This is a genomic window from Hydrogenophaga sp. PML113 (assembly GCF_001777155.1).
In the GTDB taxonomy this organism is placed as follows: Bacteria; Pseudomonadota; Gammaproteobacteria; order Burkholderiales; family Burkholderiaceae_C; genus Hydrogenophaga; species Hydrogenophaga borbori.
Genome location: NZ_MIYM01000001.1, coordinates 634672 through 647949, shown reverse-complemented (window position 1 = coordinate 647949; position 13278 = coordinate 634672). Strand labels below are relative to the sequence as shown.

The window sequence follows — 13278 nt, the reverse complement described above, 5'->3', positions numbered from 1 at the left end:
TCAGGCGACCAAGGCCCGCTCAGGCGGCGGGCGCCAGCTCGGCCAGTGGCCAGCGCGGGGCCACGTCGAAGCGCCCGGCCGGGGCGTCGATGGCCAGCAGGCCGGCCTGGGCGCGCAGCCCGGCGGCCAGGGCGATCATGGCGCCGTTGTCCGTGCACAGCGCCAGTTCCGGGTAGTGCACCCGCAGGCCGCGCCGCGCGGCGGCCCCATCGAGCTCGGCGCGCAAGCGGGTGTTGGCGCCCACGCCGCCGGCCACCACCAGGCGGCGCAGACCGGTGGCGTTCAGCGCCGCCAGCGACTTCTTCACCAGCACCTCCACGATGGCGGCCTGCGCGCCGGCCGCCACGTCGGCCTTCTCCTGCTCGCTCAGTGGGTCGGCCAGGTGGCTGGTGGCCGGGCCCTCGGGCGCGGCGCGCGCCAGGCGCTTCACCTGGGTCAGCACCGCCGTCTTGAGGCCGGCGAAGGAAAAGTCCAGGTCGCCGCTGTGCAGCAGCGGGCGGGGGAACTTGTAGGCGGCGGCGTCGCCCCGCTCGGCCAGGCGCGCCAGCGCCGGCCCGCCCGGGTAGCCCAGGCCCAGCAGCTTGGCCGACTTGTCGAAGGCCTCGCCGGCCGCGTCGTCGATGGTTTCGCCCAGCAGCGCGTAGCGCCCCACCCCGTCCACCCGCATGAGCTGCGTGTGCCCGCCCGAGACCAGCAGGGCCACGAACGGGAAGTCGGGCGGATCCGCGCTCAGGAAGGGCGACAGCAGGTGCCCTTCCAGGTGGTGGATGCCATGCACCGGCCGGCCCAGCGCCACGCCCAGCGCGTGCGCCACGCCCGTGCCCACCAGCAGCGCGCCGGCCAGGCCGGGGCCGCGCGTGCAGGCGATGGCGTCGACGTCGGACAGCGCCAGCCCGGCCTGGGCCAGCACCGCGTCGGTCAGCGGCAGCACGCGGCGGATGTGGTCGCGGCTGGCCAACTCGGGCACCACGCCGCCATAGGCCTGGTGCATCTCGATCTGGCTGTGCAGCGCGTGGCCCAGCAGGCGCGGCACGCCCTGCCCGCTGGCGTCCACCAGGGCCACGCCGGTTTCGTCGCAAGAGGATTCGATGCCGAGGATTCGCATGAGGGGCGGGAGTTTAAGGGCGGCACGCTTGTTGCTCCCCATCGGGGAGATGTGCCGTCGCAAGGGTGAACGATGAAAACGGGCCTGGACTTCCTGTTGGCCGCCAAGCGCTGCGAGATCGATGGCCTGCAGCGCCTGGCCTTCACCGCCACCCTGGTGGACGTGAGCGCGCGCCTGGTGCACCAGCTGCAGCGCGAGCGCGGGCTCACCAATCTGTACCTGGGCTCCATGGGCCAGCGCTTCGCCGAGGCGCGCGCGGCGCAGATCGGCGCCTCGCGCCAGGTGGAGGCCGAGTGGCGCGCCCAGTTCGAGCGCGTGGACACCGGCACCGCCCAGGCCGGCCACGGCGCGCGACTGTTCAGCCGCATCGCCTACGTGCTGCAGGGCCTGGACGGCCTGGACGCGCTGCGGGGCCAGCTCGATGCCCAGGCCTGGGACACCGACCGCGCCACCGAGGCCTATGCCCGGCTGGTTGCCGCTCTGCTTGCCGTGGTGTTCGAGGCCGCCGACAGCGCCACCGACCCCGAGGTCTCGCGCCGCCTGGTGGCGCTGTTCAACTTCATCCAGGGCAAGGAGTTCGCGGGCCAGGAGCGCGCCGTCGGCGCCGCCCTGTTCGCGCGCGGCCAGTCCGACAGCGCCGGGCAGCAGCGCCTGCTGCACCTGATCGAATCGCAGGAGCGCTGCCTGGAGCTGTTCGACAGCGTCGCCCCACCCACCGCGCGCGCGCTGTGGACGGCGCCGCACACCAGCGCCCCCCTGGCCGAGCTGGAGCGCCTGCGCCGCGTGCTCTACACCGCCCCGCATGGGGCCGCGCTGCGGCCGGAACTCAGCCAGGCCTGGTTCGACGTCTGCAGCGCGCGCATGGACGCCATGAAGCTGGTGGAAGACCGCCTCACCGCCGACCTGCGCGCCCTGTGCGGCGAGAAGATCGCCCAGGCCCAGGCCGAACTGGCCAGCTTCGGCGCGCTCAGCGCCCAGGCCGCGGCCGACCCCCTGGTCTTCTACCTGGCGCCGGCCGATCCGAACGGCCCCGCCGCGCCAGGCGCCGCCCAGGGCTTCTCCCTGCCGCTGGACCGCTCGGTGCTGGAACTGGTGCACGACCAGGCGCGCCGCCTGCAGGCCATGGGCGACGAGCTGGAGGCCGTGCGCGCCAGCCTGAACGAGCGCCGCCTCATCGAGCGCGCCAAGGGGCTGCTGATGGCGCACCGCCAGCTGAGTGAGGCCGAGGCCCACAAGACCCTGCGCCAGATGGCCATGAACCAGAACCGGCGCCTCGTGGACGTGGCCGAGGCCCTGCTGTCCATGGCCGAGGTCATCAAGTAACCCCCGCCGCGCGGCGCCTTGGGGATTCACTCGCACTGCTGCGGTGCACAAAAGGCGGCAGGCGCACCAGACCGCGCACTGGCGCGGCGCCTTGGGGCCGAATTCGCGCTCCCGCGCGGGCCAAACGGGCTGGCACGGTCCCTGCTCAATACGCACGCACAGCTCGCGGCCAATGGCGGCCGCGGTCTGGACAGTCTTCCCAGACACGGACAACGGCGTCCATTTCCTTCCCGCGTTTCGCGGGCCTGGAAATGGGCGCCGTTGTGCTTTGGGTTTCCGGTTCGCCATTCGCCCCACAGGAGTCCACGACCATGCCATCGATCCCGCTGTCCCGCCGTCGCCTCATCCAACAGGCCGGCGCCCTCGGCTCCGCCGCTTTCGCCGGCGGCCTGCTGAGCCCCCGCGCGCAGGCCGCCACCGCGCTGGAAACCAAGGCCGCCAAGCTCGGCTTCATCGCGCTGACCGACGCCGCGCCCCTGTTCGTGGCCGACGAGAAGGGCTTCTTCAAGAAGCACGGCATGACCGAGGTCGAGGTGCTCAAGCAATCGTCCTGGGGCACCACGCGCGACAACCTGGTGCTCGGATCGCCCAAGGGCGGCATCGACGGCGCGCACATCCTCACGCCCATGCCCTACCTCATCACCACAGGCGCGGTCACCGCCAACAACGTGCCGGTGCCGATGAACATCCTGGCGCGCCTGAACCTGGGCGGCCAGGGCATCTCGGTGGGGGCGGAGTACGCCGACCTCAAGGTGGGCACGGACGCCAAGGCCTTCGGCAAGGCCTTGGCGGCCAAGCGCGGCTCGGGCAAGGCGGTCAACGCGGCCATGACCTTCCCCGGCGGCACGCACGACCTGTGGATCCGCTACTGGTTGGCCGCCGGCGGCGTGGACCCGAACAAGGACATCACCACCATCGTGGTGCCACCGGCGCAGATGGTGGCCAACATGAAGGTGGGCAGCATGGACACCTTCTGCGTCTGCGAGCCCTGGAACCGCCAGCTCATCAACCAGAAGATCGGCTACACGGCGCTCACCACCAGCGAGCTGTGGATGAACCACCCGGAGAAGGCATTCGCCATGCGGGCCGACTGGGTGCAGGCCCACCCCAACGCCACCCAGGCCCTGCTCAAGGCCGTGATGGAGGCGCAGATGTGGTGCGAGGAACCGGCCAACCGCGCCGAGGTGGCCGAGATCTGCTCGCGCCGGCGCTGGATCAACGCGCCCGTGGCCGACGTGATCGACCGCGTCAAGGGCGACTTCGACTACGGCACCGGCCGCGTGGAGGCCAACAGCCGGTTCCAGATGCGCTTCTGGAAGGACCAGGCCAGCTACCCTTTCCAGAGCCACGACCTGTGGTTCCTCACCGAGAACATGCGCTGGGGCTACCTGCCCACCACGCTGGACACCAAGGCCCTGATCGCCAAGGTCAACCGCGAGGACCTCTGGCGCCAGGCCGCCAAGGCGCTGGGTGTGGCCGCCAAGGACATCCCCACGTCCACCTCGCGCGGCGTCGAGACCTTCTTCGACGGCAAGGTCTTCGACCCCGCCAACCCGAAGAAGTACCTCGACAGCCTGTCGATCAAAACCCTCAAGGCCGCCTGAGCCCGCGTCCCCTGCCGACACCTGGAGCCCCGCGATGAACACCACCGACACCGTCGAGCCGATCCGGCTGGCCACGCCCGCCGCGCCCCCGACCCCGCTGCCCGATGGGCTGCGGCGCGCCGCGCGCGGCTTCATGACCCACGTGCTGCCGCCGCTGGTGATCACCGGCCTGCTGCTGCTCATCTGGGAACTGCTGGGCTCGCGCCCCGGCGCGGCGCTGCCGCCGCCGAGCAAGGTGGTGCAGGAGACCTGGGAGCTGATCGCCAGCCCCTTCTACGACAACGGCGGCAACGACGTCGGCATCGCCTGGCAGCTGCTGGCCAGCCTCAAGCGGGTGGCGTACGGCTACTCGCTGGCGGTGCTGGCGGGCGTGGGCCTGGGCGTGCTGGTGGGCCAATCCACCTGGGCCCTGCGCGGCCTGGACCCGCTGTTCCAGGTGCTGCGCACCGTGCCGCCGCTGGCCTGGCTGCCGATCTCGCTGGCCGGCTTCCAGGACGGCCAGCCCTCGGCCATCTTCGTGATCTTCATCACCTCGGTCTGGCCGATCATCATCAACACCTCCATCGGCATCCGCAACATCCCCGACGACTACCGCAACGTCGCGCGCGTGATCCGGCTCAACGGCCTCGAGTACTTCGGCCAGATCATGCTGCCGGCCGCCGCGCCTTTCATCTTCTCGGGGCTGCGCATCGGCGTGGGCCTGTCGTGGCTGGCCATCGTCGCGGCCGAGATGCTGATCGGCGGCGTCGGCATCGGCTTCTTCATCTGGGACGCGTGGAACAGCTCGCGCATCAGCGACATCATCCTCGCGCTCTTCTGCGTCGGCATCGTCGGCTTCCTGCTCGACCGTTGCGTCGCCTTCCTCGGCAAGCTCGTCACGCGCGGCACCAGCGCCGGCTGAACCCGCCCGTCCCCCACAGGAGCCTCCCCATGAACGACAACGCCTACCTCAGCATCAGCGGCGTGGACATGACCTTCACCAAGGGCCGCACCGCCAACCCCGTGCTGCGCCACATCCACCTGGACGTGCGGCGCGGCGAGTTCATCTCCCTCATCGGCCACTCGGGCTGCGGCAAATCCACCGTGCTCAACATCGTGGCCGGCCTGCTCAAGGCCAGCGCGGGCGGCGTCATCGTCGACGGCCGCGAGGTGAACGAGCCCGGCCCCGACCGCGCGCTGGTGTTCCAGAACCATTCGCTGCTGCCCTGGCTCACGGTGCAGCAGAACGTGGCGCTGGCGGTGGACAAGACCTTTCGCGGCAGCAAGAGCGCGGCCGAGCGCCGGGACTGGGTGCTGCACAACCTGGAGATGGTGAGCATGGGCCACGCCCTGCACCGCCTGCCGGCCGAGATATCGGGCGGCATGAAGCAGCGCGTGGGCATCGCGCGCGCCCTGGCCATGCAGCCCAAGGTGCTGCTGCTCGACGAACCCTTCGGCGCGCTGGACGCGCTCACGCGCGCGCACCTGCAGGACGAGGTGATGCGCATCCAGGGCGAGCTGCGCAACACGGTGATGATGATCACGCACGACGTGGACGAAGCCGTGCTGCTGTCCGACCGCATCGTGATGATGACCAACGGCCCGGCGGCCACCATCGGCGAGGTCCTGGACATCGAGCTGGAGCGCCCGCGCGATCGCCTCGCGCTGTCCGACGACGCCCGCTACAACCACTACCGCCACGCGGTGCTGAGCTTCCTGCACGAGAAGCAACGCAAGGTGGAGCCGCTGTCGCGCGGCGCCAAGGCCCGGGCGTGCGAAGCCCTCAGCGCCTGAACCCACCACCGGCCAAGGAGAGCCCCATGGACATGCGCGCCCAGCCGCGGCAACGGATGAAACTGGTGATGGTGGGCAACGGCATGGCCGGCGTTCGCACGCTGGAGGAGCTGCTCAAGCTCGCCCCCGATCTCTACGACATCACGGTGTTCGGCGCCGAGCCGCACCCGAACTACAACCGCATCCTGCTCTCGCCGGTGCTCGCGGGCGAGCAGACGCTGGAGCAGATCGTGCTCAACGATTGGGCCTGGTACGCGGACAACGGCGTCGCGCTGCACGCCGGCTTCGAGGTGACCGAGGTCGACCGCGTCAAGCGGCTGGTGCATGCGCGCCACGCCAGCGGCGAAACGCTCAGCGCGCCCTACGACCGCCTGATCCTGGCCACCGGCTCCAAGCCCTTCATCCTGCCCATCCCGGGCAAGGAGCTGAAGGGCGTGCTGGCCTACCGCGACATCGCCGACACCCAGGCCATGATCGACGCCGCCGCGAAGTACCGGCACGCGGTGGTCATCGGCGGCGGCCTGCTGGGCCTGGAGGCCGCCAACGGCCTGATGAAGCGCGGCATGCGCGTGAGCGTGGTGCACGCGGCGCCCTGGCTGATGGAGCGCCAGCTGGACGACGTGGCGGGCGGGCTGCTGCTGCAGTCGCTGCAGTCGCGCGGCATGAACTTTCTCATCGGCGCGCAGACGCAGGCGCTGGTGGGTGGCGAGGACGGCCGCGTGAAGGCCGTGCGCTTCATGGACGGCCGCGAGGTCCCCGCCGACCTGGTGGTGATGGCCGTGGGCATCCGCCCCAACACCGCGCTGGCCGAGGCCATGAAGCTGCACGTCGAGCGCGGCATCGTGGTCAGCGACACCCTGCAGACCGTCACCGACCCGCGCATCTACGCCGTGGGTGAGTGCGCCGCGCACCGCGGCATCGCCTACGGGCTGGTGGCGCCGCTGTTCGAGCAGGGCAAGGTGCTGGCCACGCACCTGGCCGAGTTCGGCATCGGCCGCTACACCGGCTCGCTCACCTCCACCAAGCTCAAGGTCACGGGCATCGACCTGTTCTCGGCCGGCCAGTTCATGGGCGGCGAGGGCACCGACGAGATCGTCATGAGCGACCCCGGCGGCGGCGTCTACAAAAAGCTGGTGATCCGGGACGACAAGCTGGTGGGCGCCTGCCTGTACGGCGACACCGTGGACGGCAGTTGGTACTTCAAGCTGCTGCGCGAGGGCCGCAGCGTGGCCGACATCCGCGACAAGCTGATGTTCGGGGAGTCCAACATCGGCGACACCGGGCACGAAGGCCACCACAATGCCGCCGCCATGCCCGACGCGGCCGAGGTCTGCGGCTGCAACGGCGTCAGCAAGGGCGCCATCTGCCAGGCCATCAAGGACAAGGGCCTGTTCACGCTGGACGAGGTGCGCCGGCACACCAAGGCCAGCGCCAGCTGCGGCTCCTGCACCGGCCTGGTGGAACAGATCCTGATGGCCACCGCCGGCGGCGACTACTCGGCCGCGCCGAAGCTCAAGGCCCTGTGCGGCTGCACCGAGCACGGCCACCAGGCGGTGCGCGACGCCATCCGCGACCGCAAGTACCTCAGCACCGCCGAGGTCTTCGCCGGCCTGGGCTGGCGCACGCCCAACGGCTGCGCCACCTGCCGCCCGGCCGTGAATTACTACCTCATCAGCACCTGGCCGAAAGAAGCCAGGGACGACCCGCAGAGCCGCTTCATCAACGAGCGTTGCCACGCCAACATCCAGAAGGACGGCACCTACAGCGTGATCCCGCGCATGTGGGGCGGCGAGACCACGGCGGCCGAGCTGCGCCGCATCGCCGACGTGGTGGACAAGTACCGGATCCCCACCGTCAAGGTCACGGGCGGCCAGCGCATCGACCTGCTCGGCGTGAAAAAGGAAGACCTGCAATCGGTCTGGACCGACCTGGCCATGCCCAGCGGCCATGCCTACGCCAAGGCGCTGCGCACCGTGAAGACCTGCGTGGGCAGCGAGTGGTGCCGCATGGGCACGCAGGACAGCACGCAGATGGGCAAGGACCTGGAGCGCGCCATGTGGCGCATGTACGCGCCGCACAAGGTGAAGTTCGCCGTCAGCGGCTGCCCACGCAACTGCGCCGAGGCCGGCATCAAGGACGTGGGCATCATCGGCGTGGACTCGGGCTGGGAGATGGTCATCGCGGGCAACGGTGGCATCAAGACCGAGGTGGCGCAGTTCCTGGTCAAGCTCAAGACCGCCGAGGAAGTGCTGGAATACACCGGCGCCTTCATGCAGCTCTACCGCCTGGAGGGCTGGTACCTGGAGCGCACCGTGCACTACGTGGCGCGCGTGGGCATCGACCACGTCAGGCGGCGCATCCTCGACGACGCCGAGGGCCGCAAGGCGCTGTGGGCGCAGCTGCAGGCCGCGCTCGACGGCGAGCCCGACCCCTGGTTCGAGCACGAGAAGGCCGCGCTGGACACGCGCCAGTTCATTCCCATTGAGCCCACGGCCGTTGAAGGGAGCGCCGCATGAGCCTTCCCGCCCCATGGACGCCCGTGTGCCGCGTCGAAGACATCCCCGTGCTGGGCTCGCGCACCGTGCGCCGCCCCGTGGGCCTGGACGTGGCCGTGTTCCGCAACGCCGAGGGCGGCGTGTTCGCCCTGCTCGACCGCTGCCCGCACAAGGGTGGCCCGCTGAGCCAGGGCATCGTGTTCGACCAGCGCGTGGCCTGCCCGCTGCACAACTGGACCATCGGCCTGGCCGACGGCTGCGCCCAGGCGCCCGACGAGGGCTGCACGCCGCGCTTCGCGGTGCGCGTGGCCGACGGCCTGGTGCACCTGGACGCGGGCGAACTCGCCACGCACGCCACCGACCTCACCCGGCCCGTGGCCGGCCCACCCACGCGGCGCCGCGAGAGCGCATGACCGAAACCCGTTCCACCTGCCCCTACTGCGGCGTGGGCTGCGGGGTGCTCATCGACAGCGAGGGCGATCGCATCACCGGCGTGCGCGGCGACCCCGCGCACCCGGCCAACGCCGGGCGCCTGTGCAGCAAGGGCCAGACCCTGCACCTCACCGCCGCCCCCCACGTGGCACGCCAGACGCGCCTGCTGCACCCCCAGGTCCGTGCCGCGCGCGGCGCCGCGCCGCAGCGCACCACCTGGGACGAGGCCCTGGATCTGGCCGCGCGCCGCTTCAACGGCGCCATCGCCACGCACGGCCCCGACGCGGTGGGCTTCTACATCAGCGGCCAGCTGCTCACCGAGGACTACTACGCCTTCAACAAGCTCGCCAAGGGGCTGATCGGCACCAACAACATCGACACCAACTCGCGCCTGTGCATGAGCAGCGCCGTCGCCGGCTACAAGCTCACCCTGGGCGCCGACGCGCCACCGACCTGCTACGAGGACCTGGACCACGCCGGCTGCGTGTTCATCGCCGGCAGCAACACCGCCTACGCGCACCCGGTGCTGTTCCGCCGCCTGGAAGACGCGCGCCGCGCGCGCCCCGGCATGAAGCTGATCGTGGCCGACCCGCGCCGCACCGACACCGCCGAGGCGGCCGACCTGCACCTGCCGCTGCAGCCCGGCAGCGACACGCTGCTGTTCCACGGCCTGCTGCACCTCATGCTGCGGGAAGGCTGGACCGACACCGCCTACATCGCGGCCCACACGCGCGGCTTCGAGGCCCTGGAGGCCCTGGTGCGCGACTGCACGCCGGCGCGCGTGGCCCAGGCCTGCGGCCTGGAGGTGCACGACCTGATCACCGCCGCGCGCTGGTTCGCCACCGGCGCCAGCGGCGACCCGCAAGCCCGCGGCGCCACGCTCAGCCTGTACTGCCAGGGCCTCAACCAGAGCAGCAGCGGCACCGCCAAGAACGCCGGCCTGATCAACCTGCACCTGGCCACCGGCCAGATCGGCCGGCCGGGCGCCGGGCCGTTCAGCCTGACGGGCCAGCCCAACGCCATGGGCGGGCGCGAGGTGGGCGGCCTGGCCAACCTGCTCTCGGCGCACCGCGACCTGGCCAACCCCGCGCACCGCGCCGAGGTGGCCGCGCTGTGGGGCATTCCCTCGGTGCCGGAAAAACCCGGGCTCAGCGCCGTGGAGCTGTTCGAGGCCGCCGCCGACGGCGCCGTGAAAGCCCTGTGGATCGCGTGCACCAACCCGGCGCAGTCCATGCCCGACCAGCGCACCGTGCGCCGCGCCCTGCAGCGCGCCGAGTTCGTGGTGCTGCAAGAGGCCTTCGCCACCACCGCCACCGCCGGCTTCGCCGACCTGCTGCTGCCCGCCACCACCTGGGGCGAGAAGGACGGCACCGTCACCAACAGCGAGCGGCGCATCAGCCGCGTGCGCGCGGCCGTGCCGCCGCCCGGCGAGGCGCGACACGACTGGCGCATCGTGGTCGACTTCGCCCGCCGCCTGCGCCCGGGCCATGCGCTCTTTCCCCACGAGACGCCCGAAGCCCTCTGGCGGGAGCACCGCGAGTCCACGCGCGGGCGCGACCTGGACATCACCGGCCTGAGCTACGCCCAGCTCGACCGGGACGGCCCCCAACAGTGGCCGCTGCGCGAAGGCGACACGCAAGGAAAGGCGCGCCTCTACGGCGACGGCGTCTTCCCCACCCCCGACGGCCGCGCCCGCTTCGCCGCCCTGCCCCACCGGCCGCTGGCCGAGCCACGCGAACCGCGCTACCCCTTCTCGCTCACCACCGGCCGCCTGCGCGACCAGTGGCACGGCATGGGCCGCACCGGCACCCTGGGCCGCCTGTTCGGCCACGTGGCCGAGCCGGCCGTGCAGCTGAACGCGGGCGACATGCAGCGCCTGGCCTTGCGCGACGGCGAGCTGGTGCACGTCACCAGCCGGCGCGGCAGCCTCGTGCTGCCCGCCCAGGCCAGCGGGCAGGTCGCGCCGGCCCAGGCCTTCATCGCCATGCACTGGGGCCCCGAGTACCTGGGCGGGCGCAGCAGCGCCGGCGAGCCGCTGGCCGGCGTCAACGCCCTCACCACCTCGGCCCGCTGCCCCGGCTCCCAGCAGCCCGAGCTCAAGCACGCGGCGGTGAAGGTACTCAAGGCCGAACTGCCCTGGACCCTGCTGGCCCTGGCCTGGCTGCCCGAGGAACGCGCCCTGGCCACGCAGGCCACGCTGCGCGCCCTGATGGCCGAATTCCCGTTCGCCAGCTGCGTGCCCTTCGGACGGGAGCGCACCGGCCTGCTGTTTCGCGCCGCCGCGCACGGGCCGGCGCCGCCCGCGCTGCTGGACCGCCTGGAAACCCTGCTGGGCCTGGACACGCCCGAGACCCTGCGCTATGCCGACCGCCGCCTGGGCCAGCGCCGCGCCGCGCGCCTGCGCCGCACGGACGACCAGGGCCAGCGGCTGGACGCCGTGCTGCTGGCCGGCGACACCCGCGCCGAGGCCTGGCTCAAGCCCCTGCTGCAGGACGACCGGCCCGCCGACGCCTACGGCCGGCGCCTGCTGATGCCCGGCGGCCACGCCCCGGTGGCCGAGGCCCCGCGCGGGCGGCAGGTCTGCACCTGCCTCAACGTCAGCGACAGCGCCATCCGCGCCTGCCTGGCGCGCATGGGCGACACCCCGGGCAACGACGAGGAACGCCTGGCCCAGCTGCAGACCCAACTGCGCTGCGGCACCCAATGCGGCTCCTGCCTGCCCGAGCTGCGTCGCCTGGTGCGCGAGCGCGACACCGCGCCGGCCTGATTCCTGCTCTGGGCATGGAAGGCCTTCATATAACGACAAGTCATCAAGCCTGCCAGACAATCCCCCGACCATGGGCATCAGCCAGTACATCAAGGAGATCGGCCGCGGCAAAGACGGCGCGCGGGCGCTGACGCGCGCGCAGGCCGCCGACCTGATGGGCCAGGTGCTCGACGGGGCCGTGAGCGACCTCGAACTGGGCGGCTTCTGCCTGGCCATGCGCATCAAGGGCGAAACGCCCGAGGAGATGGCCGGCTTCCTCGACGCCACGCACGCGCGCCTGCGCCGCGTGCCGGGCAACAGCCGGCCCATCGTGGTGCTGCCCAGCTACAACGGCGCGCGCAAGCTGCCGCTGCTCACGCCGCTGCTGGCCCTACTGCTGGCGCGCCGGGGCGCGGCGGTGCTGGTGCACGGCACCGCCACCGAAGACCGGCGGGTCACCGCCGAGGCGGTGTTCGCCGCGCTGGGCGTGGCGCCGGCCGCGCCGGCCCAGGCCATCGCGCCCGGCGCCTGCGCCTTCGTGCCCACCGAGGCCCTGCTGCCCGGCCTCAAGCGCCTGCTGGACGTGCGCCGCAGCGTGGGCCTGCGCAACCCGGGCCACAGCCTGGTCAAACTCATGAACCCGGTGCACGGGCCCGCGCTGATCGTGGGCAGCCACACCCACCCCGAATACGTCGTCAGCATGGCCGCCACCTTCGCGCTCACCGGCGCGCACGCGCTGCTGCTGCGCGGCACCGAGGGCGAGCCCGTGGCCGACGCCCGCCGCCAGCCGCGCATCGAGGCGTTGCGCGACGGCCAGCGCATCGAGCGCATCGCCGCCCAGGACGGCCCGCTCGCGCAACTGCCCGAGCTGCCGGCCATCGACCCGGCCGCCACCGCCGCCTACACCCGCGCCGTGCTCGACGGCCAGGCCCCCCTGCCCGCGCCCATCGCGCGCCAGGCCGACTGCATCCTTGCCGAGATCCACGCCGATGAACGCACCACCGCCTGATTTCCTGCCCGGCACCGTCACGCTCGTGGGCGCCGGCCCGGGCGACCCGGAACTGCTCACGCTCAAGGCGGTGCGCGCCATCGGCGCGGCCACCGTGCTGCTGGTGGACGACCTCGTCAACGAAGCGGTGCTGGAACACGCCAGCCCGCAGGCGCGCATCGTGCGCGTGGGCAAGCGCGGCGGCTGCCGCAGCACACCGCAGGCCTTCATCGACAAGCTCATGCTGATGGCCGCGCGCGAGGGCGAGGTGGTGGTGCGCCTCAAGGGCGGCGACCCCTTCGTCTTCGGCCGCGGCGGCGAGGAGATCGAGCACCTGCAGGCCGAGGGCGTCGCGGTGCGCGTGGTCAACGGCATCACCTCGGGGCTGGCGGCGGTCACCGCGCTGGGCGTGCCGCTCACGCACCGCGATCACGCGCACGGCGTGGTCTTCATCACCGGCCACGCCAAGCCCGGCGACGCCGGCACCGATTGGCCCGCCCTGGCCGCCACCGCGCGCGACGCCAAGCTCACCCTGGTCATCTACATGGGCGTGAGCGGCGCGGCGCAGATCGAGCAAGGCCTGCTCGCCGGCCTGCCGGGCGACACGCCGCTGGCGGTGGTGCAGCACGCCAGCCTGCCGCAGCAGCGCCACGCGATCGGCACCCTGGACGACCTGTGCGGCTGCCTGCGGCGCGAGGGCCTGGGCAGCCCCTCGGTGATCGTGGTGGGCGACGTGCTGCGCGGCCTGGCCTCGCTGGCGCGGCCCGAGCCGGCCAGCCGCGCCGCCTGAAGCGCGGGAAGCGCCGCGCGCG

At 72.2% G+C, this 13278-nt stretch carries 10 protein-coding genes; 9 read left to right on the top strand and 1 reads right to left on the bottom strand.

Going from position 1 to position 13278, the window contains the following annotated elements; all coding sequences use genetic code 11:
* Positions 1-19 precede the first annotated feature (19 nt).
* The gene (tsaD, locus tag BHU06_RS02975; protein WP_070397631.1) at positions 20-1105 is read right to left on the bottom strand and encodes a tRNA (adenosine(37)-N6)-threonylcarbamoyltransferase complex transferase subunit TsaD; all 1086 of its coding nucleotides are present in this window, start codon (positions 1103-1105) and stop codon (positions 20-22) included.
* Between the two features lie 72 nt (positions 1106-1177).
* On the opposite strand from tsaD, the gene BHU06_RS02970 reads away from it, so the two are divergent.
* The 9 genes from BHU06_RS02970 to cobA all read left to right on the top strand — a co-directional run bounded on the left by BHU06_RS02970 (position 1178) and on the right by cobA (position 13256).
* Positions 1178-2428 carry a nitrate regulatory protein gene (locus BHU06_RS02970; protein ID WP_070397630.1) on the top strand — a complete coding sequence of 417 codons (1251 nt, stop codon included), beginning with the start codon at positions 1178-1180 and terminating at the stop codon, positions 2426-2428.
* 311 nt (positions 2429-2739) lie between these two features.
* Positions 2740-4032, top strand: a complete 1293-nt coding sequence (locus BHU06_RS22915) for a CmpA/NrtA family ABC transporter substrate-binding protein (RefSeq protein ID WP_070397629.1) — start codon at positions 2740-2742, stop codon at positions 4030-4032.
* Positions 4033-4066: 34 nt separating this feature from the next.
* Positions 4067-4933: a nitrate ABC transporter permease gene (ntrB, locus tag BHU06_RS02960; protein WP_070397628.1), complete on the top strand. Its 867-nt coding sequence runs from the start codon at positions 4067-4069 to the stop codon at positions 4931-4933.
* 29 nt (positions 4934-4962) lie between these two features.
* A complete protein-coding gene (locus BHU06_RS02955) occupies positions 4963-5805 on the top strand; it encodes an ABC transporter ATP-binding protein (protein ID WP_070397627.1) in 843 nt (280 codons plus the stop codon).
* Positions 5806-5831: 26 nt separating this feature from the next.
* Positions 5832-8321, top strand: a complete 2490-nt coding sequence (gene nirB, locus BHU06_RS02950; protein ID WP_254668103.1) for a nitrite reductase large subunit NirB — start codon at positions 5832-5834, stop codon at positions 8319-8321.
* A complete protein-coding gene (gene nirD / locus BHU06_RS02945; RefSeq protein WP_070397626.1) occupies positions 8318-8713 on the top strand; it encodes a nitrite reductase small subunit NirD in 396 nt (131 codons plus the stop codon). Before nirB ends, nirD begins: the two co-directional genes overlap by 4 nt.
* The gene (locus BHU06_RS02940; RefSeq protein WP_070397625.1) at positions 8710-11499 is read left to right on the top strand and encodes a nitrate reductase; all 2790 of its coding nucleotides are present in this window, start codon (positions 8710-8712) and stop codon (positions 11497-11499) included. Before nirD ends, BHU06_RS02940 begins: the two co-directional genes overlap by 4 nt.
* 70 nt (positions 11500-11569) lie before the next feature.
* Positions 11570-12487 carry a DNA-binding protein YbiB gene (gene ybiB / locus BHU06_RS02935; RefSeq protein ID WP_070397624.1) on the top strand — a complete coding sequence of 306 codons (918 nt, stop codon included), beginning with the start codon at positions 11570-11572 and terminating at the stop codon, positions 12485-12487.
* Entirely contained in the window at positions 12468-13256 is a 789-nt protein-coding gene (gene cobA, locus BHU06_RS02930; RefSeq protein ID WP_070397623.1) for a uroporphyrinogen-III C-methyltransferase, read from the top strand. The genes ybiB and cobA overlap by 20 nt, the downstream gene beginning before the upstream one ends.
* Positions 13257-13278 lie beyond the last annotated feature (22 nt).